At 61.5% G+C, this 24,844-nt stretch carries 27 protein-coding genes; 20 read left to right on the top strand and 7 right to left on the bottom strand.

What is annotated here, in order from left to right:
- Nucleotides 1–73: 73 nt before the first annotated feature.
- The 6 genes from ACM6IM_RS22045 (at nucleotide 74) to ACM6IM_RS22020 (ending at nucleotide 5,391) form a co-directional block, all read left to right on the top strand.
- Nucleotides 74–937, top strand: a complete 864-nt coding sequence (locus ACM6IM_RS22045; protein ID WP_414866311.1) for a YicC/YloC family endoribonuclease — start codon at nucleotides 74–76, stop codon at nucleotides 935–937.
- 12 nt (nucleotides 938–949) lie between these two features.
- A complete protein-coding gene (gmk, locus tag ACM6IM_RS22040) occupies nucleotides 950–1,570 on the top strand; it encodes a guanylate kinase (RefSeq protein ID WP_201191403.1) in 621 nt (206 codons plus the stop codon).
- Nucleotides 1,571–1,737: 167 nt separating this feature from the next.
- Entirely contained in the window at nucleotides 1,738–2,001 is a 264-nt protein-coding gene (rpoZ, locus tag ACM6IM_RS22035) for a DNA-directed RNA polymerase subunit omega (protein WP_007921129.1), read from the top strand.
- Between the two features lie 57 nt (nucleotides 2,002–2,058).
- On the top strand, nucleotides 2,059–4,164 hold the full coding sequence (gene spoT, locus ACM6IM_RS22030; protein ID WP_192307125.1) for a bifunctional GTP diphosphokinase/guanosine-3',5'-bis pyrophosphate 3'-pyrophosphohydrolase: 2,106 nt from the start codon (nucleotides 2,059–2,061) through the stop codon (nucleotides 4,162–4,164).
- A gap of 36 nt (nucleotides 4,165–4,200) precedes the next feature.
- The gene (locus ACM6IM_RS22025; RefSeq protein ID WP_003229509.1) at nucleotides 4,201–4,581 is read left to right on the top strand and encodes a RidA family protein; all 381 of its coding nucleotides are present in this window, start codon (nucleotides 4,201–4,203) and stop codon (nucleotides 4,579–4,581) included.
- A gap of 69 nt (nucleotides 4,582–4,650) precedes the next feature.
- A complete protein-coding gene (locus ACM6IM_RS22020) occupies nucleotides 4,651–5,391 on the top strand; it encodes a hypothetical protein (RefSeq protein ID WP_201191401.1) in 741 nt (246 codons plus the stop codon).
- 124 nt (nucleotides 5,392–5,515) lie between these two features.
- Here ACM6IM_RS22020 and ACM6IM_RS22015 read toward each other — a convergent pair whose 3' ends face one another.
- On the bottom strand, nucleotides 5,516–6,373 hold the full coding sequence (locus ACM6IM_RS22015) for an SDR family oxidoreductase (protein WP_414866310.1): 858 nt from the start codon (nucleotides 6,371–6,373) through the stop codon (nucleotides 5,516–5,518).
- Nucleotides 6,374–6,561: 188 nt separating this feature from the next.
- Between ACM6IM_RS22015 and exbB the strand changes: the two genes are divergently transcribed.
- From exbB to ACM6IM_RS21985, 6 genes are all read left to right on the top strand, one after another.
- Nucleotides 6,562–7,530, top strand: a complete 969-nt coding sequence (exbB, locus tag ACM6IM_RS22010) for a tonB-system energizer ExbB (protein WP_192307128.1) — start codon at nucleotides 6,562–6,564, stop codon at nucleotides 7,528–7,530.
- Nucleotides 7,531–7,536: 6 nt separating this feature from the next.
- Nucleotides 7,537–7,965 carry a TonB system transport protein ExbD gene (exbD, locus tag ACM6IM_RS22005; protein WP_192307129.1) on the top strand — a complete coding sequence of 143 codons (429 nt, stop codon included), beginning with the start codon at nucleotides 7,537–7,539 and terminating at the stop codon, nucleotides 7,963–7,965.
- A complete protein-coding gene (locus tag ACM6IM_RS22000) occupies nucleotides 7,962–8,708 on the top strand; it encodes an energy transducer TonB (protein WP_192307130.1) in 747 nt (248 codons plus the stop codon). The genes exbD and ACM6IM_RS22000 overlap by 4 nt, the downstream gene beginning before the upstream one ends.
- A gap of 266 nt (nucleotides 8,709–8,974) precedes the next feature.
- Nucleotides 8,975–9,904, top strand: a complete 930-nt coding sequence (locus ACM6IM_RS21995) for a hydrogen peroxide-inducible genes activator (RefSeq protein WP_192307131.1) — start codon at nucleotides 8,975–8,977, stop codon at nucleotides 9,902–9,904.
- Nucleotides 9,905–9,913: 9 nt separating this feature from the next.
- Nucleotides 9,914–11,989 (top strand): ATP-dependent DNA helicase RecG, encoded by a 2,076-nt coding sequence (gene recG / locus ACM6IM_RS21990; RefSeq protein WP_414866309.1) that lies wholly within the window; start codon nucleotides 9,914–9,916, stop codon nucleotides 11,987–11,989.
- A 78-nt stretch (nucleotides 11,990–12,067) separates the two neighbouring features.
- A complete protein-coding gene (locus ACM6IM_RS21985; RefSeq protein ID WP_192307133.1) occupies nucleotides 12,068–13,468 on the top strand; it encodes an aminoacyl-tRNA deacylase and HDOD domain-containing protein in 1,401 nt (466 codons plus the stop codon).
- A gap of 75 nt (nucleotides 13,469–13,543) precedes the next feature.
- On the opposite strand, the gene ACM6IM_RS21980 is transcribed toward ACM6IM_RS21985, so the two are convergent.
- On the bottom strand, nucleotides 13,544–13,933 hold the full coding sequence (locus tag ACM6IM_RS21980) for a helicase (RefSeq protein ID WP_192307135.1): 390 nt from the start codon (nucleotides 13,931–13,933) through the stop codon (nucleotides 13,544–13,546).
- Between the two features lie 332 nt (nucleotides 13,934–14,265).
- Between ACM6IM_RS21980 and ACM6IM_RS21975 the strand changes: the two genes are divergently transcribed.
- From ACM6IM_RS21975 to ACM6IM_RS21965, 3 genes are all read left to right on the top strand, one after another.
- Nucleotides 14,266–14,664: a DUF6124 family protein gene (locus ACM6IM_RS21975; RefSeq protein WP_414866308.1), complete on the top strand. Its 399-nt coding sequence runs from the start codon at nucleotides 14,266–14,268 to the stop codon at nucleotides 14,662–14,664.
- A 326-nt stretch (nucleotides 14,665–14,990) separates the two neighbouring features.
- Complete coding sequence (locus tag ACM6IM_RS21970) at nucleotides 14,991–15,371, top strand: hypothetical protein (RefSeq protein WP_414866307.1); 381 nt, start codon at nucleotides 14,991–14,993, stop codon at nucleotides 15,369–15,371.
- A 61-nt stretch (nucleotides 15,372–15,432) separates the two neighbouring features.
- Nucleotides 15,433–15,822 carry a hypothetical protein gene (locus ACM6IM_RS21965; RefSeq protein ID WP_414866306.1) on the top strand — a complete coding sequence of 130 codons (390 nt, stop codon included), beginning with the start codon at nucleotides 15,433–15,435 and terminating at the stop codon, nucleotides 15,820–15,822.
- Nucleotides 15,823–16,030: 208 nt separating this feature from the next.
- Here the strand turns inward: ACM6IM_RS21965 and ACM6IM_RS21960 are convergent, their stop codons facing one another.
- The 3 genes from ACM6IM_RS21960 to ACM6IM_RS21950 form a co-directional block, all read right to left on the bottom strand.
- Nucleotides 16,031–16,306 (bottom strand): HU family DNA-binding protein, encoded by a 276-nt coding sequence (locus ACM6IM_RS21960; protein WP_003213368.1) that lies wholly within the window; start codon nucleotides 16,304–16,306, stop codon nucleotides 16,031–16,033.
- Between the two features lie 192 nt (nucleotides 16,307–16,498).
- Nucleotides 16,499–17,647 (bottom strand): NAD(P)/FAD-dependent oxidoreductase, encoded by a 1,149-nt coding sequence (locus ACM6IM_RS21955; RefSeq protein WP_414866305.1) that lies wholly within the window; start codon nucleotides 17,645–17,647, stop codon nucleotides 16,499–16,501.
- Between the two features lie 20 nt (nucleotides 17,648–17,667).
- A complete protein-coding gene (locus ACM6IM_RS21950) occupies nucleotides 17,668–17,835 on the bottom strand; it encodes a rubredoxin (protein ID WP_007954349.1) in 168 nt (55 codons plus the stop codon).
- A gap of 199 nt (nucleotides 17,836–18,034) precedes the next feature.
- Between ACM6IM_RS21950 and ACM6IM_RS21945 the strand changes: the two genes are divergently transcribed.
- Both ACM6IM_RS21945 and ubiA read left to right on the top strand, forming a co-directional pair.
- Entirely contained in the window at nucleotides 18,035–18,586 is a 552-nt protein-coding gene (locus tag ACM6IM_RS21945) for a chorismate--pyruvate lyase family protein (RefSeq protein ID WP_192307156.1), read from the top strand.
- Complete coding sequence (gene ubiA / locus ACM6IM_RS21940; protein ID WP_414866304.1) at nucleotides 18,586–19,476, top strand: 4-hydroxybenzoate octaprenyltransferase; 891 nt, start codon at nucleotides 18,586–18,588, stop codon at nucleotides 19,474–19,476. The genes ACM6IM_RS21945 and ubiA overlap by 1 nt, the downstream gene beginning before the upstream one ends.
- A 144-nt stretch (nucleotides 19,477–19,620) precedes the next feature.
- Here ubiA and ACM6IM_RS21935 read toward each other — a convergent pair whose 3' ends face one another.
- Nucleotides 19,621–20,013: a hypothetical protein gene (locus tag ACM6IM_RS21935; protein WP_371049742.1), complete on the bottom strand. Its 393-nt coding sequence runs from the start codon at nucleotides 20,011–20,013 to the stop codon at nucleotides 19,621–19,623.
- A 152-nt stretch (nucleotides 20,014–20,165) separates the two neighbouring features.
- Between ACM6IM_RS21935 and phoB the strand changes: the two genes are divergently transcribed.
- The 3 genes from phoB to ACM6IM_RS21920 all read left to right on the top strand — a co-directional run bounded on the left by phoB (nucleotide 20,166) and on the right by ACM6IM_RS21920 (nucleotide 23,685).
- Nucleotides 20,166–20,855 carry a phosphate regulon transcriptional regulator PhoB gene (phoB, locus tag ACM6IM_RS21930; protein WP_192307159.1) on the top strand — a complete coding sequence of 230 codons (690 nt, stop codon included), beginning with the start codon at nucleotides 20,166–20,168 and terminating at the stop codon, nucleotides 20,853–20,855.
- An 80-nt stretch (nucleotides 20,856–20,935) separates the two neighbouring features.
- Nucleotides 20,936–22,222 (top strand): phosphate regulon sensor histidine kinase PhoR, encoded by a 1,287-nt coding sequence (gene phoR / locus ACM6IM_RS21925; RefSeq protein WP_263864721.1) that lies wholly within the window; start codon nucleotides 20,936–20,938, stop codon nucleotides 22,220–22,222.
- Nucleotides 22,223–22,344: 122 nt separating this feature from the next.
- Entirely contained in the window at nucleotides 22,345–23,685 is a 1,341-nt protein-coding gene (locus tag ACM6IM_RS21920) for a hemolysin family protein (RefSeq protein ID WP_192307161.1), read from the top strand.
- Nucleotides 23,686–23,780: 95 nt separating this feature from the next.
- Here the strand turns inward: ACM6IM_RS21920 and ACM6IM_RS21915 are convergent, their stop codons facing one another.
- Nucleotides 23,781–24,677: a peptidoglycan DD-metalloendopeptidase family protein gene (locus tag ACM6IM_RS21915; protein WP_414866303.1), complete on the bottom strand. Its 897-nt coding sequence runs from the start codon at nucleotides 24,675–24,677 to the stop codon at nucleotides 23,781–23,783.
- Nucleotides 24,678–24,844: the final 167 nt, after the last annotated feature.

The raw sequence follows: 24,844 nt of genomic DNA, 5'->3' as shown, positions 1-24,844 counted from the left end.
GTCGGCTTTAATTCACAGATACCGGATTGCGCGAAACCTTTGGTAACGCAAACCCGAATTGCGAGGTACCTCCATGGTGCACAGCATGACCGCCTTCGCCCGCGTCGAAAAAGCCGGCGCCCAAGGCACCCTGAGCTGGGAGCTGCGCTCGGTCAACAGCCGCTACCTGGAACCGCACTTGCGCCTGCCCGAGACCTTTCGCGATCTTGAGGGCGCGGCCCGCGAAGCGCTGCGCCAGGCCATCTCCCGCGGCAAGCTCGAATGCACCCTGCGCTTCACCGAGGAAAATACCGACAAACCCCTGCAAGTGGATCGTGAACGCGCCGCGCAACTGGTGGCGGCCGCCGAGACCATCGCCGGCCTGATCAAGAATCCGGCAGCGCTCAATCCACTGGAAGTACTGGCGTGGCCAGGCGTGCTGGTCGGCGATGCGGCCGACCCGCAAGCCCTGAACGCCGAGGCACTGGCGCTGTTCAATGAAGGCTTGAAGGAACTCAAGGCCGGCCGCGAGCGCGAAGGCGCGGAGTTGGCGCGGCTGATCAACGAGCGCCTGACCTCCATTGAAGAAGACGTGGTGACCTTGCGCGAGCTGGTCCCGCAGATGCTCGCCACCCAGCGCCAGAAAGTCCTCGACCGCTTCGCCGACATGAAAGCCGAGATGGACCCGCAGCGCCTGGAGCAGGAAATGGTCATGCTCGCTCAGAAGAGCGACGTTGCCGAAGAACTGGATCGCCTGAGCACCCACGTCATCGAAGTTCGCCGGGTGCTCAAGTCCGGCGGCGCAGCCGGACGGCGCCTGGACTTCCTGATGCAGGAGCTCAACCGCGAAGCCAACACACTGGGCTCCAAGGCCTTCGATCCGCGCAGCACCCAGGCAGCGGTCAACCTCAAGGTGTTGATCGAACAGATGCGCGAACAAGTGCAGAATATTGAGTAAGGCAACCCCGACATGACCCACATCACCGGCACCCTGTACATCATTTCCGCCCCTTCGGGCGCGGGCAAGAGCAGCCTGGTCAAGGCCCTGACCGACGCTGACCCGGAGATCCGCGTCTCGGTCTCCCACACCACCCGCGCCATGCGCCCCGGTGAAGTGAACGGCGTGAACTACCACTTCGTCGAACGCAGCGAGTTCGTGAAGATGATCGAACACGGCGACTTCCTCGAGCGTGCCGAAGTCTTCGGCAACCTTTACGGCACGTCGCAAAGCACCCTGCAGCAGACCCTGGACGAAGGCCACGACCTGATCCTGGAAATCGACTGGCAGGGCGCCGAACAGGTGCGCAAGCTGATGCCCCAGGCCCGGTCGATCTTCATTCTGCCGCCGTCCCTGCAGGCCCTGCACCAGCGCCTGACCAACCGCGGCCAGGACAGCGACGAGATCATCGATGGCCGCATGCGCGAAGCTGTCAGCGAGATGAGCCACTATGTCGACTACGACTACCTGATCATCAACGACGATTTCGCCCACGCCTTGCGCGATTTGCAGGCGATTTTCCGCTCCAATCAGCTCAATCAGAAGCGCCAGCAACAGCGTCACGGCAAACTTTTGGCTGAATTGCTCGACTAAACAGCACTTCCCAAAACCGCTGCAAGCGCTTTACATTGGCACTTGCAGCGCTTCGAAGGGCCTGGTCAAAAAATCAGCGCTTCCCTAATCGCTGGTGATTTTTTAAACTGTTGAGTCCGCTCGCCCAACCGGGCAGCGCGCATATTGCATTCGCTCCGAGGAATACCATGGCCCGCGTAACCGTTGAAGACTGCCTAGAACACGTGGATAACCGCTTTGAGCTGGTCATGCTCTCTACCAAGCGTGCCCGTCAACTGGCCACCGGCGGCAAAGAGCCGAAGGTAGCCTGGGAAAACGACAAGCCTACCGTCGTGGCCCTGCGTGAAATTGCTGAAGGCCTGATCGACTACGCCGCTATCGCCGAAGCCGAAATCGTTGAAGATGAACCGCTTTTTGCCGCCTTCGAGGACGAGTCCAACGAGGCCGTCTAAGCCTATGCCTGGTCGACGTAGCACGGCGCGGGATCACAGCTTGCGGCAGGAGATATCATGCCCAGCATAGACGCCCTCGCCGATCGCTTATCGACCTACCTCGGCACGGACCAGGTCAATCTGGTCCGCCGAGCGTATTTCTACGCCGAACAAGCCCACGACGGCCAACGCCGCCGCAGTGGCGAGGCGTACGTCACGCACCCTCTCGCAGTGGCGAACATTCTGGCCGACATGCACATGGACCATCAGAGCCTGATGGCGGCGATGCTGCATGACGTGATCGAAGACACCGGTATTGCCAAGGAAGCGCTGCAAGCGCAGTTCGGCGAAACCGTGGCCGAACTGGTCGACGGGGTCAGCAAACTGACCCAGATGAACTTCGAGACCAAGGCCGAAGCGCAAGCTGAAAACTTCCAGAAGATGGCCATGGCCATGGCACGCGACATTCGCGTGATCCTGGTCAAGCTGGCCGACCGCCTGCACAACATGCGCACGCTGGAAGTGCTGTCCGGCGAAAAGCGCCGGCGCATCGCCAAGGAAACCCTGGAAATCTATGCCCCCATTGCCAACCGGCTGGGGATGCACGCCATCCGCATAGAATTCGAAGACCTGGGTTTCAAGGCCATGCACCCGATGCGTTCCGCGCGGATCAACCAGGCCGTCAAGCGCGCCCGGGGCAACCGCAAGGAAATCGTCAACAAGATCGAAGAATCCCTCAGCCACTGCCTGGCCATCGATGGCATCCAGGGCGAGGTCAGCGGTCGCCAGAAACACCTCTACGGCATCTACAAGAAAATGCGCGGCAAGCGCCGGGCCTTCAACGAAATCATGGACGTCTACGCGTTCCGGATCATCGTCGACAAGGTCGATACCTGCTACCGCGTGCTGGGCGCTGTTCATAATTTGTACAAACCGTTGCCGGGTCGCTTCAAGGATTACATCGCGATCCCCAAAGCCAACGGCTATCAGTCGCTGCACACCACGCTGTTCGGCATGCACGGCGTGCCGATCGAGATCCAGATCCGCACCCGTGAAATGGAAGAAATGGCCAATAACGGCATTGCCGCCCATTGGCTGTACAAATCCAGTGGCGACGAGCAGCCCAAAGGCACCCATGCCCGCGCACGCCAGTGGGTCAAGGGCGTGCTGGAAATGCAGCAGCGTGCCGGCAACTCGCTGGAGTTCATCGAGAGCGTGAAGATCGACCTGTTCCCGGACGAGGTCTACGTGTTCACGCCCAAGGGCCGGATCATGGAGCTGCCCAAAGGCTCCACGGCGGTCGACTTCGCCTACGCGGTGCACACCGACGTGGGCAACAGCTGCATTGCCTGCCGGATCAATCGTCGTCTCGCCCCGCTGTCCGAACCGCTGCAAAGCGGCTCCACGGTCGAGATCGTCAGCGCCCCGGGCGCACGACCGAACCCGGCATGGCTCAACTTCGTCGTGACCGGCAAGGCGCGGACCCACATACGCCACGCCCTGAAACTGCAGCGCCGCTCCGAGTCCATCAGCCTTGGCGAACGCCTGCTGAACAAGGTCCTCAACGGCTTCGACAGCGCCCTGGACCAGATCCCGGCCGAGCGCGTCAAGGCGATGCTCAGCGAGTACCGCCTCGAACTGATCGAAGACCTGCTCGAAGACATCGGCCTGGGCAATCGCATGGCCTATGTGGTGGCACGCCGACTGCTCGGCGAAGGCGAACAGCTGCCCAGCCCCGAAGGTCCGCTGGCGATTCGCGGCACCGAAGGCCTGGTACTCAGCTACGCCAAGTGCTGTACACCGATTCCGGGCGACCCGATTGTCGGCCACCTGTCGGCGGGCAAGGGCATGGTCGTGCACCTGGACAACTGCCGCAACATCAGCGAAATCCGCCACAACCCGGAAAAATGCATCCAGCTCTCGTGGGCCAAGGATGTCACCGGCGAATTCAATGTCGAACTGCGCGTCGAGCTGGAACATCAGCGCGGGCTGATCGCGCTGCTGGCCAGCAGCGTCAACGCGGCCGACGGCAACATCGAAAAAATCAGCATGGACGAACGCGATGGTCGCATCAGCGTGGTCCAACTGGTGGTCAGCGTGCACGACCGCGTACACCTGGCCCGCGTGATCAAGAAACTGCGCGCATTGACCGGGGTGATTCGCATCACCCGCATGCGTGCATAGCTCGCCCCATAGCCGAACCCTTACAAGGAGTCATCAATGACCAAGACCGTTATCACCAGCGACAAGGCCCCGGCCGCCATCGGCACTTACTCCCAGGCGATCAAGGCTGGCAACACCGTCTACATGTCGGGCCAGATTCCACTGGACCCGAAAACCATGGAACTGGTCGAAGGCTTCGAAGCGCAGACCGTTCAGGTGTTCGAAAACCTGAAAGCCGTGGCCGAAGCAGCAGGTGGTTCGTTCAAGGACATCGTGAAGCTGAACATCTTCCTCACCGACCTGAGCCACTTCGCCAAGGTCAACGAGATCATGGGCAAGTACTTCGACCAGCCTTACCCTGCCCGCGCAGCCATCGGCGTAGCGGCCCTGCCAAAGGGTTCGCAGGTTGAAATGGATGCCATCCTGGTCATCGAGTAATGCCTGTGGCGCAGCCCCGGGGGCTGCGCCGCTGTGAACCGTATCAAAGCGTTTTGAAAGGATTCCACCATGCGCAAAGCGCTAGCCCTCTCGCTGGTCGCCCTGATCCTGGGCGGTTGTGCCAGCAACCCTGCCGACCGTGACATCAGCGGCACCTGGATCAACCAGGTGGCGATCGATGCAGCCTCCAAAGGCGGCCCCCTGCGCGAAGCGCTCCAGGCTTATGGCCCGAACCTGGAATGGGACGTCAACACCAAAGCCGGTCAGGCTCGCTACACCAATGGTTTCGAGAATGTCGAAGGCAAGTTGCTGGGCGAAGAGTCCGGCGCCTGGAAAATCGATTTCTACGGCAGTTCCGGCAGCGAACTGAAACGTGACGGCAAGCAACTGAGCCAGGCGGCGACCGAGAACGAAGCCGCGCAGGTCTTTGACCGCGCACTGATCCCTGTGCCGGAAGGCGCACCGATCGGCGCCAGCTTCGAGCGCGCGTTGTACTCGGCCTACATGGGCGGCGACTGGAAGATCGTCAGCGGCCCGGGTGAAGGCAATTCCGTGCAATTCCAGGCCGATGGCCAGGTGACGGGCCTGCCCAATGCCGATCGCTACGCGCTGTGCCTGGCCGGTGATTGTGCATCGATGAGCGGCGGCAACGACAACATGTGGCTGCAGCTCAACGGCCAGGGCAATACCTGGATCTTTACCCGCAAGGGCAAGGAACTGGAAATCTTCCAGGCGGTGAACACCGCTCAGGCAGATGAAATGCCGCAGTTCATGCCGGGCAACCGCACATGGATGCTGGAGAAGCAGTAAGGGACGAATGAAGGTGGGAGCGAGCCTGCTCGCGATAGCGATGGGTCAGTGACATCCATGTAGCTGAAACACCGCCATCGCGAGCAGGCTCGCTCCCACTGCTGTTTCCGGGCAACCGACCGGGTCAGCAGCGACCTTCAAGAATGGCGGCATAGCCCTCGCGGAAACTCGGGTACTTCGGCGTCCAGCCCAGGGCTTTCGCCCGGGCATTGCTGCAGCGCTTGCTGCCCGTGCGCCGCACGCTCGCATCGTCCGCCCATTCGGTCACACCCAGGTAATCGCGCAACCAGGCCACCACGTCCGCCAGTGGCGCGGGCGCGTCGTCGACACCGATGTAAACGTCATCCAGCGCGACGCCACGATGGTCCGCCTCCAGCAGAAACGCCATCAGGCCGGCCGCGTCATCGACGTGGATGCGGTTGCCATACAGTGGCGGGTCGGTCACCACTCGGTAGCCGCGACGCACCTGAGTCAGCAACCATTCCCGGCCCGGGCCGTAAATACCGGTCAAGCGCACGATACTGGCCGGAAAACCGCTGTTCAGTGCCAGTTGTTCGGCTTCAAGCATGACCTGCCCGGAATAACCGGCCGCCACCGCCGACGAGGTTTCGTCGACCCATTCGCCATTCTGCTGCCCGTACACACTGCTGCTGGAAACGAAAACCAGGCGCTTGGGTGCCTGCCCGTAGTCGTTCAACCACTCCAACACATGCTGCAGGCCCTGAATGTAAGCAGCGCGGTAGCCCGCTTCATCGTGATCGGTGGCCGCCGCGCAATACACCAGGTAATCCACGGCACCGATGGGCCAGGTCGCCGGACAATCCTTGTTGAACAAATCACCGGCTACCCCTATCACGCCTTTGGGCAGGCGTGCGACGTTACGACGCAAGCCGTGAACCTCCCACCCGAAATCCAGCAGTTGCGTGGCCAGACGACTGCCGACATCACCGCAGCCGGCGATCAAAACAGAGGGCGCGGACATTAAAAAACTCCTATTTCAAAGGCACAGACTAGCGCCAGCAATGGACGAGCGGCTAGCCATGCGGGAAAAAAAGTAACTGTATTACTTCTGTTAACAAGAATTACTTGCAATAATGCCCGCCACTTTTGTTCTCGGCCTTCGAGGCCTGGAAGAACATCTACCGTTTTTTTTCCTTAGGTCCGGCCAGCATGACACGCAATCAATTCTCCGCCTCGCCAACCAAACGACCTCGCGCCTGGAGCGCATTGGCCGCCTTGCTGCTCAGCCTGATGCTGGCGCCAACCGCCGCATTCGCCGACGCCCAGGCACCCGCCACGCCAGCCGCCGCCACCGCTCCAGCCGAACACGCTGCCGATCACGCGGCACCGGCTCCGGCAGCCACCGACGCGGCCCCCGCTGCCGACGTTCCGGTCGAAGACCTGCCTGAAGTCCTCGAAGCCGACAACACCCTGGGCATGGCCCACGACCTGTCGCCATGGGGCATGTACCAGAACGCCGATATCATCGTGAAAATCGTGATGATCGGCCTGGCCATCGCCTCGATCATCACCTGGACCATCTGGATCGCCAAAGGCTTCGAGCTGATGGGCGCCAAGCGTCGTCTGCGCGCTGAAATCGTCCACCTGAAAAAGGCCACCACCCTCAAGGAGGCCGGTGCCACCGCGACCAAGCCAGGCACCCTTGCCAACCTGCTGGTGCACGACGCCCTTGAAGAAATGCACCTGTCGACCAACGCCCGCGAAAAAGAAGGCATCAAGGAACGTGTCGCCTTCCGTCTCGAGCGCCTGGTGGCAGCCGCCGGCCGCAACATGAGCAGCGGCACCGGTGTGCTTGCCACCATCGGCTCCACTGCGCCGTTCGTCGGTCTGTTCGGCACCGTGTGGGGCATCATGAACAGCTTCATCGGCATCGCCAAAACCCAGACCACCAACCTGGCCGTTGTCGCCCCCGGCATCGCCGAGGCCCTGCTGGCCACCGCGCTGGGCCTGGTTGCCGCAATTCCGGCCGTTGTGATCTACAACGTCTTCGCCCGCTCCATCGCCGGTTACAAGGCGCAGGTGTCCGACGCATCGGCTGAAGTGCTGCTGCTGGTCAGCCGCGACCTCGACCACCAGCCTGAGCGCAGCTCGCAACCGCACATGGTGAAAGTGGGGTAATCGGCCATGGGCCTGCATTTGAAAGAAGGCGCAGACGACGATCTGGCCGAGAACCACGAAATCAACGTCACACCGTTCATCGACGTCATGCTGGTGCTGTTGATCATCTTCATGGTGGCCGCGCCGTTGGCCACCGTGGACATCAAGGTTGACCTGCCTGCCTCGACCGCCAAACCGGCACCGCGGCCGGAGAAGCCGGTGTTCCTCAGCGTCAAGGCTGACCAACGCCTGTACCTGGGTGAAGACGAAGTGAAGCCCGAAGCACTGGGCGCCACGCTGGACGCCAAAACCCAGGGCAAGAAAGACACGACCATCTTCTTCCAGGCTGATAAAGGCGTGGATTACGGCGACCTCATGAGCGTGATGGACAACCTGCGCTCGGCCGGTTACCTGAAGGTCGGTCTGGTCGGTCTCGAGACGGCAGTGAAAAAATGATCACGACGCGCCAAAAGCTGACGCGTTACAGCGGTAGCCTGGCCGTGGTGCTCGGTGTCCATGCGCTGGCCATCGCGCTGGCGCTGAACTGGACATCGCGCCCACCGATCGAGCTGCCGCCGCAGGCGATGATGGTCGAGTTGGCGCCGGTTCCGGCCCCGCCACCACCGGCACCGCCCAAGGTGATAACGCCACCACAACCACCGGCCCCGGTAGAAGAACTGCCGATTCCGAAGCTGGCTGAAGCGCCGAAGGCCGAAATTGCCGTGCCGAAACCGGCCAAGCCCAAGCCCAAGCCTCAACCGCCCAAGCCGGTGGAGAAAAAGCCGGAGCCGCCCAAGGAAAAACCTTCCGAGGAAAAACCGGCCGACACGCAACCGACTCAGGCCCCCACGGAGAAATCCGCACAGCCGGCACCGGGCCCATCGCCCGCGCAAATGGCTGCCAAGGCCAGTTGGCAGGGCACCCTGCTCGCTCACCTGGCCAAGTACAAAAAGTACCCGGCCAGTGCTCAGGCACGGGGCAAGGAAGGCTTGAACCGCCTGCGCTTTGTCGTGGATGCCGAAGGCAACGTGCTGTCGTTCGAACTGGTGGGCCGCTCCGGCAACGCCGATCTGGACCGGGCGACCCTGGAAATGATCCGACGTGCGCAGCCGCTGCCCAAGCCACCGGCCGACATGCTGAACAATGGCTCCATTGAAATTGTGGCGCCGTTTGTTTACTCGCTGGAGCGCCGGCGCTAAGTCACGGCGGGGCCCTCGGTGGGAGCGAGACCGGCTTGCCGGCGAAAGCACATCTACCCTATGTTGAAGGTGATGTCCTCTTCGCGAGCAGGCTCGCTCCCACAACGTTGTGGAGCAACCAAACCAAGGCACCCAAACGGTGCCTTTATCGTATCCGCCTGAAGCAAACCTGCATTGCACGGTGTCACTCGACACTCACAGTCTGATAACGTGCGTCTATCGATTGCAGCCGGTATGCTTGGCCCGCAACTTCATGGACGCTTGCTATGACTCTTACAGAATTACGCTACATCGTTACCCTCGCCCAAGAGCAGCACTTCGGCCACGCGGCCGAGCGTTGCCACGTCAGCCAGCCGACCCTGTCGGTGGGCGTGAAAAAGCTTGAAGACGAACTCGGTGTGCTGATTTTCGAGCGCAGCAAGAGCGCCGTGCGCCTGACCCCGGTCGGCGAAGGCATCGTGGCCCAGGCGCAGAAGGTCCTGGAGCAAGCCCAGGGCATCCGTGAACTGGCCCAGGCCGGCAAGAACCAACTGACCGCCCCGCTGAAAGTCGGCGCGATCTACACCGTCGGCCCGTACCTGTTTCCCCACCTGATTCCACAACTGCACCGGGTGGCCCCGCAGATGCCGTTGTACATCGAAGAAAACTTCACCCACGTGCTGCGCGACAAACTGCGCAACGGCGAGCTCGACGCGATCATCATCGCCTTGCCGTTCAACGAAGCCGACGTACTGACCCTGCAGCTCTACGACGAGCCCTTCTACGTCTTGATGCCGGCCCAGCACCCCTGGACGCAGAAAGAAACCATCGATGCCGGCCTGCTCAATGACAAGAGCCTGCTGCTGCTCGGCGAAGGCCACTGCTTCCGCGACCAGGTGCTCGAAGCCTGCCCGACCCTGACCAAGGGCAGCGAAGGTGCCAAGCACACCACCGTGGAATCCAGCTCGCTGGAAACCATCCGCCACATGGTCGCCTCCGGCCTCGGCATCTCGGTCCTGCCGCTGTCGGCCGTGGACAGCCACCATTACGCCCCCGGCGTGATCGAAGTGCGCCCACTGACGCCGCCCGTCCCCTTCCGCACCGTGGCCATCGCCTGGCGCGCAAGCTTTCCGCGGCCCAAGGCGATTGAAATCCTCGCCGACTCCATACGCCTGTGCTCGGTGGCCAAGCCCCCGGTGCCGGTGGTTGCAGCTTAAGTCACGAGCATGACCGAGTTGTCGCAAGTGTCGGTGACGGCCCTCAAGGGCGTTGGCGAGGCCATGGCCGAGAAACTGGCCAAGGTCGGCCTGGAGAATCTCCAGGACGTGCTGTTCCACCTGCCCCTGCGTTATCAGGATCGCACCCGCGTGGTCCCGATCGGCCATTTGCGGCCCGGCCAGGACGCCGTGGTCGAAGGCACCGTCAGCGGTGCCGACGTGGTCATGGGCCGTCGCCGCAGCCTGGTGGTGCGCTTGCAGGACGGCACTGGCGGGCTCAGCCTGCGCTTTTACCACTTCAGCAATGCACAGAAGGAAGGCCTCAAGCGTGGCACGCGGATTCGCTGCTACGGCGAAGTGCGGCCCGGTGCGTCGGGGCTCGAGATCTACCACCCGGAATACCGCGCAATCACCGGCGACGAACCGCCGCCCGTGGATGAAACCCTGACGCCGGTCTACCCGCTGACCGAAGGCCTGACCCAGCAACGCCTGCGCCAACTGTGCATGCAGACCCTGACGATGCTCGGCCCGACCAGCCTTCCAGACTGGCTGCCGCTCGAACTCGCCCGCGACTACCAACTGGCGCCGCTCGCCGACGCGATCCGCTACCTGCATAACCCGCCCGCCGATGCCGATGTCGACGAACTCGCCCTCGGTCACCACTGGGCCCAGCACCGCCTGGCGTTCGAAGAACTGCTGACCCATCAACTGTCCCAGCAGCGCTTGCGCGAGAGCCTGCGCTCCCTGCGCGCCCCCGCCATGCCCAAAGCCACCCGGCTGCCGGCCCGCTACCTGGCCAACCTGGGCTTCAAGCCAACCGGCGCGCAGCAGCGTGTCGGCAACGAAATCGCCTACGACCTCAGCCAGCACGAACCGATGCTGCGACTGATCCAAGGTGACGTGGGCGCGGGTAAAACCGTGGTGGCCGCCCTCGCCGCGCTGCAAGCGCTGGAAGCGGGTTACCAGGTGGCGCTGATGGCGCCCACCGAAATCCTCGCCGAACAGCACTTCATCACCTTCAAGCGCTGGCTCGAACCGCTGGGCATCGAAGTCGCGTGGCTGGCCGGCAAGCTCAAGGGCAAGAACCGCAGCGCCGCACTGGAACAGATCGCCAGCGGCGCGCCGATGGTGGTCGGCACCCATGCGCTGTTCCAGGATGAAGTGCAGTTCAAGAACCTGGCGCTGGTGATCATCGACGAACAACACCGTTTTGGCGTGCAGCAGCGCCTGGCGCTGCGCCAGAAAGGCGTGGGCGGCCGGATGTGCCCGCACCAGTTGATCATGACCGCCACGCCGATCCCGCGCACGCTGGCCATGAGTGCCTACGCCGACCTCGACACCTCGATCCTCGACGAACTGCCGCCCGGCCGAACCCCGGTCAACACGGTGCTGGTCACCGACACCCGGCGCGTCGAAGTCATCGAACGGGTGCGCAGCGCCTGTGCCGAAGGGCGCCAGGCGTATTGGGTGTGCACGCTGATCGAAGAGTCCGAAGAACTGACCTGCCAGGCTGCAGAGACCACCTACGAAGACCTCACCGCCGCCCTCGGCGAACTGAAGGTCGGGCTGATCCACGGGCGCATGAAGCCTGCGGAAAAAGCCGCGGTCATGGCCGAGTTCAAGTCCGGCCACCTGCAACTGCTGGTGGCCACCACCGTGATTGAAGTGGGCGTGGACGTCCCGAACGCCAGCCTGATGATCATCGAAAACCCCGAGCGCCTGGGCCTGGCGCAACTGCACCAGCTGCGTGGCCGGGTCGGTCGCGGCAGTGCCGCCAGCCACTGCGTGCTGCTCTACCACCCGCCACTGTCACAGATCGGCCGGCAGCGCCTGGGCATCATGCGCGAAACCAACGACGGGTTCGTCATCGCCGAAAAAGACCTCGAACTGCGCGGCCCGGGTGAAATGCTCGGCACGCGGCAGACAGGTCTGCTTCAATTCAAGGTCGCGGACCTGATGCGCGACGCCGATTTGTTGCCGGCGGTTCGCGACGCCGCGCAAGCCCTGCTTGAACGCTGGCCCGCCCACGTCAGCCCGCTGCTCGACCGCTGGCTGCGCCACGGGCAGCAATACGGCCAAGTGTGAGCATCGTCGCAGTTTGTGGACGATGCTTTTAGACAAGCTGGTTATACTCCTGCAACTGTTTGAATACGGATACACACCATGACTGACGCTGCCCTCGTCCCCGAAACCCCGCACGCTCCGTCTGTGATTCGGCTGCTGCTGGCCAAACTGGGCATCGCCTACGAAGAAGTCCTCGAACATCACGCATTGAACACCTCGCGCAAAGTGCAGGCCGTGTTGCTCGACGACGCCGTCGGCGCACTGATGGTGCTGTTTGCGCAGAGCCAACTGCTCGACCTCAATCGCCTCACCGAACTGACCGGTCGGCGCCTGACCGCCGTGTCCACCGAACGCCTGGAAAAAATGCTCGGCAAACACAGCCTGAGCCTGCTGCCCGGCCTTCCGGCGCTGACCAGTTCGCCATGCCTGTACGAAGAAAGCCTGCTGCGCGAACCCAAGCTGCTGATCAACTCGGGCGAGGCCGGCCTGCTGCTGGAAATCTCCCGCGAAGACTTCAAGTCGATGCTGACCAAGGCCAGCGCCGCCAGCTTCGGCGAAAACCTGAGCAGCATCCGCCCCAACCTCGACCGCCCCGACGACGACCGCGAGGAAATCACCCAGGCCGTTCAAGCGTTCACCGCGCGGCGCATCCAGCAACGCCTGGAAGCCACCATCGAAATTCCGCCGCTGGCCGAGACCGCGCAGAAAATCATCAAGCTGCGCGTCGACCCCAACGCCACCATCGACGACATCACCGGCGTCGTTGAAACCGACCCGGCCCTGGCCGCGCAAGTCGTGAGCTGGGCGGCGTCGCCGTATTACGCCTCGCCGGGCAAGATTCGTTCGGTGGAAGATGCCATCGTGCGGGTGCTGGGTTTCGACCTGGTGATCAACCTGGCGCTGGGCCTGGCGCTGGGCAAGACCCTGAGCCTGCCCAAGGACCACCCGCAACACACCACGCCGTACTGGCAGCAGTCGATCTACACCGCCGCCGTCATCGAAGGCCTGACCCGCGCCATGCCCCGCGCCCAGCGCCCGGAAGCCGGCCTGACCTACCTGGCCGGCCTGCTGCACAACTTTGGCTACCTGCTGCTGGCCCACGTATTCCCGCCGCACTTCTCGCTGATCTGCCGCCACCTGGAGGTCAACCCGCACCTGTGCCACAGCTACATCGAGCAACACCTGCTGGGCATCAGCCGCGAACAGATCGGCTCATGGCTGATGCGCTACTGGGACATGCCGGACGAACTGTCCACCGCCCTGCGCTTCCAGCACGACCCGAACTACGACGGCGCCTACGCCGAGTACCCGAACCTGGTGTGCCTGGCGGTCCGCCTGCTGCGCGCACGCGGCATCGGCTCCGGCCCGGACGAAGACATCCCCGACGCCCTGCTGGAACGCGTGGGCCTGACCCGCGACAAAGCCAACGACGTGGTCAGCAAAGTGCTCGAGGCTGAAGTGCTGCTGCGCGAACTGGCGTCGCAATTCTCCCAGGCCTGAACAACCGCCTCGCCCCACAGGATTCGTTGCCTTGTGGGGCGAGACCGACTTGCCGACGATGAGTCCGCCTCCGGTTTAAACCTTTGCCACAGCCTTCGCCTTGCGCGGCTTCAAATACTTGGTCAACCCCTGAAACCAGATCACCAACGCCGGGTTGCCCTTGATCTGGATCGACTTGTCCTGAATTCCCGTCATGAACGCCAGCTGCTTGTTCTTGGCCTGCATCGTCGCGAAGCCATAGGCGGCATCCTTGAAGGCAATCGCAAACGCTGGCTCGGCGTACTCGCCTGATTGGCTGGTAATGCGCTGATCCTTCACCCGGAAATGCCGTGCGACCTTCCCGTCCTGGGTCTGTAGCTGAAACACCAACTCCTTGTCGCCCAATTGTTGCTGAAACGCAGGATTGGTCCTACTTGCCTTGGCCATCAACACACCCAGCATCCATAAAAGAAAACGAAACTTCATGCGCACGGCCTCAAAAGGAAAAATGAACGGCTGGCGCAGTGTAGCGACTTCACGCTAGAACGCCACTATCGGATAACTTTAGAAGACGATGGCTGTATTTTTGACGCTGATGACTGCCAAGTCACAAGTTAAACAAGCCTGTTTAGATGCCACTGAATATTGCCGCTTATACGCTCCGATCCACAGGAAGTTTCCTTCAACACGCGGCGCCACTCATGAACTAGGCAGTCTTCGCCTTCACGGATAGCCTGTGTTCGTCACCGCAAAAAACGGTGACACGGACGTGCAAGTCCGGCTCCAGGTGTCAGTCTCATACTTCCAGGAGCTACACCATGACAAAACCCACGCTCAATCCTCCAGAAAAAGAAGACACCTCCCCCTACGAAAGCTTCGACTCAAAGATGCTAAACGAAGCAGCCCAACGTGCCCTCGACCATCACTTCCCTCCCAACCACGCTGAAGTCAAAAAACGCAAGAGGACACTCTTCACAGTCAGCGATGATTTAAACACCGAGACTCTGCTCGCCAATGCTTCGGAGGACATGTTGGGGATCAGCACTATCGCTGCTAGGCTCGCCGACGATGTGGACGATTCCAGCCGCTCTGTTGCCCTGACGATCAGCCGCATGGCCGACGGCGTGTACTTGTTGATTGAGCGTGCGCTGGATCATCTGGATGAGCCGGAAATGGCGGCCATTTTCGCCAAGCAAGAAGGCAAGCATCCTAAGTGATGACGTGCTCAAGAACCCCGATGGGTTTATTCATCATCGGGGTTTTGCTCCAGTGCTCAGCGCATAACTGCGAAAAAAACCAACACCGTTAAGTTTCCCACCTACAAAAAACATGTAGGAATCGTCTGGTTTTACCTGCCTGACTTGAAATGCACTTCCGCTCCAGTACTGTGCGTAAACCGACTCAACGATAAGGCGGTACGAGCATAGAAACTGCCGATGCGCGTTTATGCATTGGTGTGCGCCGCAGCCGTGGTAGCGACAGGGGCATTAGTCGACGGAACCCGAGTTGGCGAATAGTTGGGCGAAACTATACGAGGCGACAAATGAGTAAATTCGAAATTCTATTCGGCTACCTCAGCGGCCTTCTTTTTTTATCTTTGACCATCTGGTTCGCCACTGCGCTTCACATGGCTTACACCAAAATCGATGTGATCCTGGAACATCTGAAAAACAGCCCAGAAATTACGTCACACAGCGGTTTGTTGGAGGATGGACTGCGTGGCCGGCTGAAGCTGATAAGCAACATTTGCGACTACGTTACATCGCCTAATAAAGGCATAAAAAACGGCACAATCAGTGCTCAAGATATAGAAAATCTGCCTAAACCGATCAAACGAAAACTTATTATTTTACGCCGCAGCCTAGTAGTGTTTGTTTTGTCACTTGCTTTGTTGTGGTGCACCGGAACGTTCTATGGGAAATAAGCGCATAAACAAGAGTTCAATAGTCGGTGAAAGAACAGAGAGGCGATTTTGAGGTAATTGAATGAACATCAGCTTCGCAGACGCGCTCTATCTCTTTTCGGGCCTGATAATTTTTGGCGGTGGGGTGATTTGTTTGGGGGTTGGCTTATACTTAGCCCTCACAAAAGGCGAAGAATTGTCGGGATACTTCAAAAACAGCTCTTCTCTGATTACTGTATCAGCGCACCCTCAATCTGGAATTGCGGGCAAGGTCCGATTGGTTTGGTCAATAGCCAGCGTATTAACGTTCCCCAATTTTTACATTAAGCACGGCATGCTGAATCCTGAAGATTTCGCTCACTTTCCCCCAACGCTCAAGCGAAAACTTGTCGTCCTTGAATGGAGCCTGTTAGGGCTGCTGCTCGGCATGACCGTGCTAAGTCTATGGGCGATGGTGGTAAGGCCCCACTAGAAAAATAGGAGTAAGGGCGGTGGTAGCGCGCGCCCGGCAGATTTGAGTGCGCTCTGATAACCCGTCGTGTTCTTACGTTTATCGCGAGCAGGCTCGTTCCCGCTGGGTACGGCCGCACCGAATACCAAACACAAAAAATGGGCACTCAACCCTGTGTGGGTGTGCCCATTCTTCATTCGCTTCCCGCTGTGCGGGCCGGGAATACTGATTACGGATTGACGCTGTCTTTCAACGATTTGCCTGGCTTGAAGGCAACGGTGTTGCTGGCCTTGATTTTGACCGGCTCGCCGGTTTGCGGGTTTTTGCCGGTGCGGGCGCCGCGGTGGCGTTGCAGGAAGGTGCCGAAGCCGACCAGCGTCACGCTGTCCTTGCGGTGCAGGGCGCCGGTGATTTCTTCGAGAACGGCGTTGAGAACGCGGTTGGCCTGTTCTTTGGTGAGATCTGCTTTCTCCGCGATGGCTGCGGCGAGTTCTGGTTTGCGCATAAGTGAAGCCCCTTTGACGGTTTTTTGTTGTTATGTCCGTGCTGCTCTCATTGGAACAGCGCCCAAAGCGCCGCAGGTGCTCTACTCTGCGGCAGACGGGAGTGAGGATGGCACGCGCCGAGAAGCCGCGCCAGCCTGCGCGCGACGTTTGTCTCGACAAAAGAGGGGTGATTGCGACAGAACGCCCGCTATTTACGCCAGCAGCGGTGGAAGTTCTTTGTTCAGCGCCAGTTTCTCCATCACGGCGGTGCCGGTCAGGGCGTAACCCAGCAGTTTGCCGGCCGCATCGCGGCACAGCACCTTGACGTCCGCGCCCTGCCCTTCGACCGTCCAGACGCCTTCCGAACCCCGTGGCGGCGGTGAAACCACCAACGGGCAGACCGGCGTTTTGACGGTGATCGGCATCGCCCCGTAGCTCACCGCCGTCGGGTTGCCGGCGAGGGTCTTGGCCAGCGCTCTCGCACAGCTCATGAGGGGCATCACGTACAACAGGTTCAGCCCGTCGACTTCAGCGCAGTCGCCCAGGGCGTAGATGTTGGCGTGGGAGGTTTTCAGGTGGCGGTCGACGACCACGCCGCGATTGACCTGCAGACCTGCGGCAGCCGCCAGGTCGATGCGCGGGCGCAGGCCGATGGCCGAGACCACGACGTCACAGGCGATGACCTGACCGTCCGACAGGTGCGCTTCCAGGCCATCCGCCACGCGCTGCAAGCGGTTGAGCACCGGCCCGAGGTGGAAGCGCGCCCCCAGGCTTTCCAGCCCGGCCTGCACCGCTGTGGCGGCAGCCGGGTGCAGCAGCATCGGCATGACCTGCTCGCACGGCGCCACCAGTTGCACTTCATACCCGCCGAGGATCAGGTCGTTGGCGAATTCACAGCCGATCAGGCCGACACCCAGCAGCAACACCCGACGCTTGCCGGCGGCAAAGGCGCGGAAGCGTGCGTAGTCTTCGAGGTCGTTGATCGGGAACACGGCGTGCGCCGCATCGCCTTCGATGGGCACGCGCACGGTTTCGGCGCCCCAGGCCAGGATCAGGTCGCGGTAGCTCACCGCCTCTTCACCGATCCACAAGCGTTTGTGGCCAGGGTCGATGCCGCTGATGCGGGTGTGGGTGCGCACTTCGGCCTTCAACTGCTCGGCCATGGCGCCCGGTTCGGCCATGGCCAGGCCGTCGGCGTCCTTGTTTTTGCCAAAGCCGGTGGACAGCATCGGCTTGGAGTAGGAACGCCCGTCGTCGGCGGTGATCAGCAGCAGCGGGGTTTCGCCATCGAGCTTGCGAAACTCGCGGGCCAGGTTATAGCCCGCCAGGCCAGTGCCCACGATCACGACAGGTGCGTTCATTCCTTGCTCCTTGAAAGGTCTCAGTTGATTTCGATCATTTCGAAATCCATCTTGCCGACGCCACAATCCGGGCACAGCCAGTCTTCCGGCACGTCCTGCCACAGGGTGCCCGGCGCAATGCCGTCATCCGGCCAGCCGTCGGCTTCGTTGTAAATGAGCCCGCAGACCACACATTGCCACTTTTTCATTCAGCTACTTCCTCAGGTTCAGGCGCATTGCCGGCGCGGACGGTCGATGGTGCAGCGTTGCCATCCGGCTCAGGGCGTTTTGTACTGATCGTGCCTCGCAGATGCAAGCCTGTTCGACGCTCCGGGCCGCCCGATCACTCAAAATGATGAGCTGCCATGGTAAGCTCGCCGCCTCATTTGCTGCCAATAATGACTCATTGTGCAACACACAACCGCCCCGCAATGGCTGCTTCAAAGCCAACTCAACCCCCTCCCCGACGCCACTACGCTGGACTGGCTCTTCGATGAAGGCTCGCTGACCCGACGGCTGATCCGCCTGTCGAACGACGGTTTCAGCGTCACGCCGCTGTTCGAAGGCTGGCAAACGCTGCGCGCCGACGAGTGCATGGCGCTGGACCTGGCCGAAGGCAGCGAGGGCTGGGTGCGCGAGGTGTATCTGCGCGGCCACGGCGAAGCCTGGGTGTTCGCCCGCAGTGTGGCGGCACGCAGCGCGTTGCAGGGCGACGGGTTGCACATGGATGAGTTGGGCAGCCGTTCGCTGGGCGAGTTGCTGTTTTGTGATCATGCGTTTGCGCGGCGCGCCATCGAGGTCTGTCACTACCCTCAGGCCTGGCTGCCGCCGGAGTCCCGGGCACCGCAGTTGTGGGGACGCCGCTCGCGCTTCGACCGTGGCGCCTTGAGCGTGCTGGTGGCCGAAATCTTCCTGCCGACCTTGTGGCTCGCCACCCGCGCCCACCCGGAGAACTGCTGATGTACCAGAGCCTGCTCAAGTCCCTGAACCGCTTGAACCCACGGGCCTGGGATTTCATTCAGCTGACGCGCATGGACAAGCCGATCGGCATCTACCTGCTGCTGTGGCCCACCTTGTGGGCGCTGTGGATTGCCGGCGAGGGTTCGCCGTCCGTGGCCAACGTGGTGATTTTCGTGCTCGGTGTGGTGCTCACCCGTGCCGGCGGTTGCGTGATCAATGACTGGGCGGATCGCAAGGTCGATGGCCATGTGAAGCGCACCGAGCAACGGCCGCTGGTCAGCGGCAAGATCACCTCGCGCGAAGCCCTGGTGTTTTTCGCGGTGCTGATGGGCATCAGTTTCCTGCTGGTGTTGTGCACCAACGCGGCGACGGTCTGGCTGTCGTTCGGCGGCCTGGCCCTGGCGTGCACGTACCCGTTCATGAAGCGCTACACCTACTACCCGCAGGTGGTCCTGGGCATGGCGTTTTCCTGGGGGATGCCGATGGCGTTCACCGCCGAGACCGGCGAGTTGCCGGCGGTGGCGTGGTTGCTGTGGATCGCCAACCTGTTGTGGACGGTGGGCTACGACACCTACTACGCCATGACCGACCGCGACGACGACTTGAAGATCGGGGTCAAATCCACGGCAATCCTGTTTGGCGAAGCGGACCGGGTGATCATCGTGACCCTGCAAGGGTTGGCGTTGGGTTGCCTGCTGCTGGCCGGTTCGAAATTCGAGCTGGGCGTGTGGTTCCACCTGGGGTTGCTGGTAGCGGCGGGCTGTTTTGCCTGGGAGTTCTGGTACACCCGGGGCAAGGACCGCATGCGTTGCTTCAAGGCGTTCCTGCATAACCACTGGGCGGGGCTGGCGATTTTCGTCGGGATCATGCTGGATTACGCGTTGCGCTAAACCAACACGATTTCTGTAGGAGCGAGCTTGCTCGCGAAGGTCGTGCAGGCGCCGCGGGCTCTCAGTTACCCCGCGTCATCGTTGACGTCCATCGCGAGCAGGCTCGCTCCCACAGGTGATAACAGTCCGGGAGCGGAACAGTTCCTACATTTTCGGACCCGTGTTGGTGATGACGTGCCAGACGTCTTTCATCTTGTCACCGGTTTTGTCGCCCGGCGCCTTGTCCTTCATGAAGTAGTACAGCGGCTTGCCGTCGTAGGCCCACTGTTTGCTGCCGTCGTCACGGGTGATGATCGTCCATTTGCCATCGGCTTTGTCACCGGCCTTGGCCTCCAGTGGCGGCCAGTTTTCAGCGCACTGTCCGGTGCACACCGACTTGCCGCCCGTGTCCTTGTCGAACGTGTACAGGGTCATTCCCTTGTGGTCGGTCATCACTCCGCCTTGCATCATCGCAGGCTCCGCCGCGAAGGCCATTGCCGGCACAGAAAGGGCAGCGGCCAGCATCAGGGCTTTAAGGGATTGCGAGTAGTGAGTCATGGAAACCTTCTTTTGTGGTTGTCAGGATTCGGACTTAGAGAATAGTTCAGGAACGCCACAATCGCCGTGCAGCTAAAATGTTGTCACACGACTGCAATAATTCCGTTATCTAATGCGGCGCAAGACAGTTAAATGACAAGAGGGTTAATGGCATGGTTGGCAGGAACATTCTGATCGTCGACGACGAAGCGCCCATCCGCGAGATGATCGCCGTTGCGTTGGAAATGGCCGGCTATGACTGCCTGGAGGCCGAGAACTCTCAGCAGGCTCACGCCATTATCGTCGACCGCAAGCCGGACCTGATCCTGCTCGACTGGATGCTGCCCGGCACCTCCGGCATCGAACTGGCCCGCCGCCTCAAACGCGATGAGCTGACCGGGGATATCCCGATCATCATGCTTACGGCCAAGGGCGAAGAGGACAACAAGATCCAGGGCCTGGAAGTCGGCGCCGACGACTACATCACCAAACCGTTTTCCCCCCGTGAGCTGGTGGCACGTCTCAAGGCCGTGCTGCGCCGTGCCGGGCCAACCGATGGCGAGGCACCGATCGAAGTCGGCGGCCTGCTGCTGGACCCGATCAGCCACCGCGTGACCATCGACGGTAAGCCGGCCGAAATGGGCCCCACCGAATACCGCTTGCTGCAATTCTTCATGACCCATCAGGAACGCGCCTACACCCGCGGCCAGTTGCTGGATCAGGTCTGGGGCGGCAATGTCTACGTTGAAGAGCGCACCGTGGACGTGCACATTCGTCGCCTGCGCAAAGCCCTCGGTGATGCTTACGAAAATCTGGTACAAACCGTGCGCGGCACCGGCTATCGGTTCTCCACCAAAGCCTGATCCGGACCTTCCCGCCCGACAAGCTGACAAGGACGCGCGTTAACGTGAACCAAAACTGGCATGGCATCCTCATTCGCCACATGCTGCTACTGGTCACCGCTTGCCTGGTGATCGGCCTGATTACCGGCTATTACGGCTGGAGCCTCGCCGCAGGCCTGGGTCTTTACCTGGCCTGGACCCTCAAGCAATTGTTGCGTCTGCACGAGTGGCTGCGCCTGCACAAACCCGATGAAGCACCGCCCGACGGCTATGGCCTGTGGGGCGAAGTGTTCGACAGCATCTATCACCTGCAGCGTCGCGACCAACGGGTACGCGGGCGCCTGCAAGCGGTGATCGACCGGGTCCAGGAGTCCACGGCCGCTCTGAAAGACGCGGTGATCATGCTCGACACCGACGGCAACCTGGAGTGGTGGAACCGCGCGGCGGAAACCCTGCTGGGCCTCAAGACGCCGCAGGACAGCGGGCAGCCGGTGACCAACCTGGTGCGTCACCCGCGCTTCAAGGAATACTTCGAGCAGGACAACTACGCCGAGCCGCTGGAAATCCCCTCACCGACCAACGACCGCGTGCGCATTCAGCTGTACATCACCCGCTACGGCAACAACGAACACCTGATGCTGGTGCGCGACGTGACGCGCATCCATCAACTGGAACAGATGCGCAAGGACTTCATCGCCAACGTGTCCCATGAACTGCGCACACCGCTGACAGTCATCTGCGGTTACCTGGAAACCCTGCTCGACAACGTCGACGAGGTGAACCCGCGCTGGAGCCGTGCCCTGCAGCAAATGCAGCAACAAGGCGGACGCATGCAGACGCTGCTCAACGACCTGTTGCTGCTGGCCAAGCTGGAAGCCACCGATTACCCGTCGGACAACCACCCCGTGGCCGTCGAGAGCTTGTTGCAGTCGATCAAGAGCGACGCCCAGCAGTTATCCGGGCAGAAAAACCAGCGCATCACCCTGGAAGCCGACCCGACGATCAACCTCAAGGGCAGCGAGGCCGAACTGCGCAGTGCGTTTTCCAACCTGGTGTTCAACGCGGTGAAGTACACCCCGGCCGAGGGCAACATCCGCATTCGCTGGTGGGGCGACGAACAAGGCGCACACCTGAGCGTGCAGGATTCGGGCATCGGCATCGACAGCAAACACCTGCCGCGCCTGACCGAACGCTTCTACCGGGTCGATTCCAGCCGCAACTCCAACACCGGCGGCACCGGGCTTGGGCTGGCCATCGTCAAGCACGTGTTGCTGCGCCACCGCGCCCGCATGGAAATCAGCAGCGTGCCGGGCCACGGCAGTACGTTCACCTGCCATTTCGCCCCGGCACAGGTCAGCAAATCCCGGGCGATCAGCATGACCGACTGATACCGGCCAGCACGCGCCACTAGGCAATCGACAAGTCAGCCGCTACATTGGCTGACTTGTGCCTGCCTTTCAGGCATGTCATTGATCCCTTTTCGAATACACGGAACCCGCAAAACTCCATCATGGACCCTTCCCCTGGCTTGACCCTCGCGACACTCTTCGCCGATTTCGGCATGATTCTTTTTGCTTTGATCCTGGTTTTGCTCAACGGCTTTTTCGTTGCGGCGGAATTCGCCATGGTCAAGTTGCGCTCGACCCGGGTCGAAGCCATCGCCGACAAGAACGGCTGGCGCGGGCACATCCTGCGCACCGTTCACAGTCAGCTCGATGCCTACCTGTCGGCGTGCCAGCTGGGTATTACCCTCGCCTCCCTGGGCCTGGGCTGGGTCGGTGAGCCGGCCTTCGCGCACATCCTCGAACCGCTGCTGGAAACCGTGGGCGTGCAGTCGCCCGAAGTGATCAAGGGGGTGTCGTTCTTCGCCGCGTTCTTCGTCATTTCCTACCTGCACATCGTGGTCGGCGAACTGGCCCCGAAATCCTGGGCCATCCGTAAACCCGAACTGCTGTCGTTGTGGACTGCCGTCCCGCTGTACCTGTTCTATTGGGCCATGTACCCGGCGATCTACCTGCTCAACGCCAGCGCCAACACCATCCTGCGGATCGCCGGCCAGGGTGAGCCCGGTCCGCATCACGAACACCATTACAGCCGTGAAGAACTGAAACTGATCCTGCACTCCAGCCGGGGCCAGGACCCGAGCGACCAAGGCATGCGCGTGCTGGCCTCGGCGGTGGAAATGGGCGAGCTGGAAGTGGTCGACTGGGCCAACTCCCGCGAAGACCTGGTGACCCTGGAGTTCAATGCGCCGCTCAAGGAAATCCTGGCGATGTTCCGTCGCCACAAGTTCAGCCGCTACCCGGTGTACGACAGCGACCGCCAGGAGTTCGTCGGCCTGCTGCACATCAAGGACCTGCTGCTGGAACTGGCGGCCCTGGACCACATTCCCGAGTCGTTCAACCTGGCTGAACTGACCCGCCCGCTGGAACGCGTGTCGCGGCACATGCCGTTGTCGCAGTTGCTGGAGCAGTTCCGCAAGGGCGGCTCGCACTTTGCCCTGGTCGAAGAAGCCGATGGCAACATCATCGGCTACCTGACCATGGAAGACGTGCTGGAAGTGCTGGTCGGCGATATCCAGGACGAACACCGCAAGGCCGAGCGCGGAATCCTCGCCTACCAGCCGGGCAAGTTGCTGGTGCGTGGCGATACCCCGCTGTTCAAGGTCGAGCGGCTGCTGGGCATCGACCTGGATCACGTCGAAGCCGAAACCCTGGCCGGTCTGGTCTACGAATCCCTGAAACGGGTGCCGGAAGAGGAAGAAGTGCTGGAAGTCGAAGGCCTGCGGATCATCATCAAGAAGATGAAGGGGCCGAAGATCATTCTGGCGAAGGTGTTGATGCTTGATTGAGGGGTTCGGATTTACCCCGCGTCGCGTTCATCGCGAGCAGGCTCGCTCCCACCAGGGATGACGTTACTCCTGCTCGCGATAAACCAGAATCCCCCTCACTGCTTGCCGAGCGCAAAGTTCGGCAGACTCCCCATCGGCTGCTTGAACTGATAGGGAATCGAGACCAACCCCAGCCCGGTATTGCGCTGCACCACGAAATGCAGGTGCGGCCCGCTGCTGTTGCCGGTGTTGCCCGACAGCGCCAACGGGCTGCCTACCGACACCCGCTGCCCTTCGCGAACGCTGACCGAGCCTTGCTTGAGGTGCAGGTACACGCCCATCGTCCCGTCATCGTGCAGCACCCGGACGAAATTGCCCGCCGGATCGCTGCCCCGCCCGGTCTGCGCATTTTCGGTTTTCACCACCACCCCGCCGCGCGCCGCGATGATTGGCGTGCCCTCGGGCATCGCGATGTCCATGGCGTAGCGGTTCCTGGGCCCGAAGTGGCTGTATTGGCCATTGGCACCCTGACTCAGGCGAAACGGCCCGCCACGCCAGGGGTATGGGTATTGATAGGCCAGGGCAGCCCCTGAGGGGTCGCCCAGGGAATATTCGAACCTGGGCACATAGGCCAGCGGCTTCTCGGCGTTCATCGCCGTGAGCAGCGCCAGGCGAATGCTGCTGCGAGCGGGCATGACCCGGCGAATCGGCCGGCTCGGCGCACCGTTGACGTTCTGCAGCCCGGCAAAGCTCAACTCGATCTCCACCGGCGCATACAGGTCATTGCGCACGTAGACGCTGTCTGCGCCCTTTTTCTTGGTGATGACCAGGTACACCTGGCGCTCGAGGTGCTCGACCATGCGATCACGAAAGGTGAACACCTGGGCACCTTTCGAGGGGCGGTCGCTATAGGAGACCACGCCGTTGGCGTCGGTGGACTTGTAGATCGTCATGGCCGACGCCTGGGCGCAAGCCATGAAAAGACCGCAGAAAAACATCAGTCGCGCGAGCATGGGCAGAATTCTGTCGAGTAGGACCTGGGAAAGAGCCTAGCAGCTGCAATGGACCCGGGTAGTCGGCAGAGGTTGCAGTGCGAGTTGCACCGCCGACGAGCGTTGAGTTATCGGATAGGCGGAGGGTGAAACGAGGCAGGGCGGGCTGCTGGAGGACCCCTTCGCAA

The organism is Pseudomonas sp. IT-P12 (assembly GCF_949767465.1).
Taxonomy (GTDB): Bacteria; Pseudomonadota; Gammaproteobacteria; order Pseudomonadales; family Pseudomonadaceae; genus Aquipseudomonas.
Note: the sequence above shows the minus strand (reverse complement) of the source record. Positions and strands in the feature narration are given on the sequence as shown.

Bases quoted from the DNA above. Each gene is read 5' to 3' on its own strand.
- ACM6IM_RS21965 (WP_414866306.1), top strand. From the start codon at position 15,433: ATGAACATCAGCTTCGCAGACGCGCTCTATCTCTTTTCGGGCCTGATA.
- phoB (WP_192307159.1), top strand. From the start codon at position 20,166: ATGGTTGGCAGGAACATTCTGATCGTCGACGACGAAGCGCCCATCCGC.
- ACM6IM_RS21955 (WP_414866305.1), bottom strand. From the start codon at position 17,647: ATGAACGCACCTGTCGTGATCGTGGGCACTGGCCTGGCGGGCTATAAC.
- exbD (WP_192307129.1), top strand. From the start codon at position 7,537: ATGGGCCTGCATTTGAAAGAAGGCGCAGACGACGATCTGGCCGAGAAC.
- rpoZ (WP_007921129.1), top strand. From the start codon at position 1,738: ATGGCCCGCGTAACCGTTGAAGACTGCCTAGAACACGTGGATAACCGC.
- ACM6IM_RS21935 (WP_371049742.1), bottom strand. From the start codon at position 20,013: ATGACTCACTACTCGCAATCCCTTAAAGCCCTGATGCTGGCCGCTGCC.
- ubiA (WP_414866304.1), top strand. From the start codon at position 18,586: ATGTACCAGAGCCTGCTCAAGTCCCTGAACCGCTTGAACCCACGGGCC.
- spoT (WP_192307125.1), top strand. From the start codon at position 2,059: ATGCCCAGCATAGACGCCCTCGCCGATCGCTTATCGACCTACCTCGGC.
- recG (WP_414866309.1), top strand. From the start codon at position 9,914: ATGACCGAGTTGTCGCAAGTGTCGGTGACGGCCCTCAAGGGCGTTGGC.
- ACM6IM_RS21985 (WP_192307133.1), top strand. From the start codon at position 12,068: ATGACTGACGCTGCCCTCGTCCCCGAAACCCCGCACGCTCCGTCTGTG.
- phoR (WP_263864721.1), top strand. From the start codon at position 20,936: ATGCTGCTACTGGTCACCGCTTGCCTGGTGATCGGCCTGATTACCGGC.
- ACM6IM_RS21950 (WP_007954349.1), bottom strand. From the start codon at position 17,835: ATGAAAAAGTGGCAATGTGTGGTCTGCGGGCTCATTTACAACGAAGCC.
- ACM6IM_RS21920 (WP_192307161.1), top strand. From the start codon at position 22,345: ATGGACCCTTCCCCTGGCTTGACCCTCGCGACACTCTTCGCCGATTTC.
- ACM6IM_RS22000 (WP_192307130.1), top strand. From the start codon at position 7,962: ATGATCACGACGCGCCAAAAGCTGACGCGTTACAGCGGTAGCCTGGCC.
- ACM6IM_RS22020 (WP_201191401.1), top strand. From the start codon at position 4,651: ATGCGCAAAGCGCTAGCCCTCTCGCTGGTCGCCCTGATCCTGGGCGGT.
- ACM6IM_RS21975 (WP_414866308.1), top strand. From the start codon at position 14,266: ATGACAAAACCCACGCTCAATCCTCCAGAAAAAGAAGACACCTCCCCC.
- ACM6IM_RS21915 (WP_414866303.1), bottom strand. From the start codon at position 24,677: ATGCTCGCGCGACTGATGTTTTTCTGCGGTCTTTTCATGGCTTGCGCC.
- exbB (WP_192307128.1), top strand. From the start codon at position 6,562: ATGACACGCAATCAATTCTCCGCCTCGCCAACCAAACGACCTCGCGCC.
- ACM6IM_RS21970 (WP_414866307.1), top strand. From the start codon at position 14,991: ATGAGTAAATTCGAAATTCTATTCGGCTACCTCAGCGGCCTTCTTTTT.
- ACM6IM_RS21980 (WP_192307135.1), bottom strand. From the start codon at position 13,933: ATGAAGTTTCGTTTTCTTTTATGGATGCTGGGTGTGTTGATGGCCAAG.
- ACM6IM_RS22045 (WP_414866311.1), top strand. From the start codon at position 74: ATGGTGCACAGCATGACCGCCTTCGCCCGCGTCGAAAAAGCCGGCGCC.
- ACM6IM_RS21960 (WP_003213368.1), bottom strand. From the start codon at position 16,306: ATGCGCAAACCAGAACTCGCCGCAGCCATCGCGGAGAAAGCAGATCTC.
- gmk (WP_201191403.1), top strand. From the start codon at position 950: ATGACCCACATCACCGGCACCCTGTACATCATTTCCGCCCCTTCGGGC.
- ACM6IM_RS22015 (WP_414866310.1), bottom strand. From the start codon at position 6,373: ATGTCCGCGCCCTCTGTTTTGATCGCCGGCTGCGGTGATGTCGGCAGT.
- ACM6IM_RS22025 (WP_003229509.1), top strand. From the start codon at position 4,201: ATGACCAAGACCGTTATCACCAGCGACAAGGCCCCGGCCGCCATCGGC.
- ACM6IM_RS21995 (WP_192307131.1), top strand. From the start codon at position 8,975: ATGACTCTTACAGAATTACGCTACATCGTTACCCTCGCCCAAGAGCAG.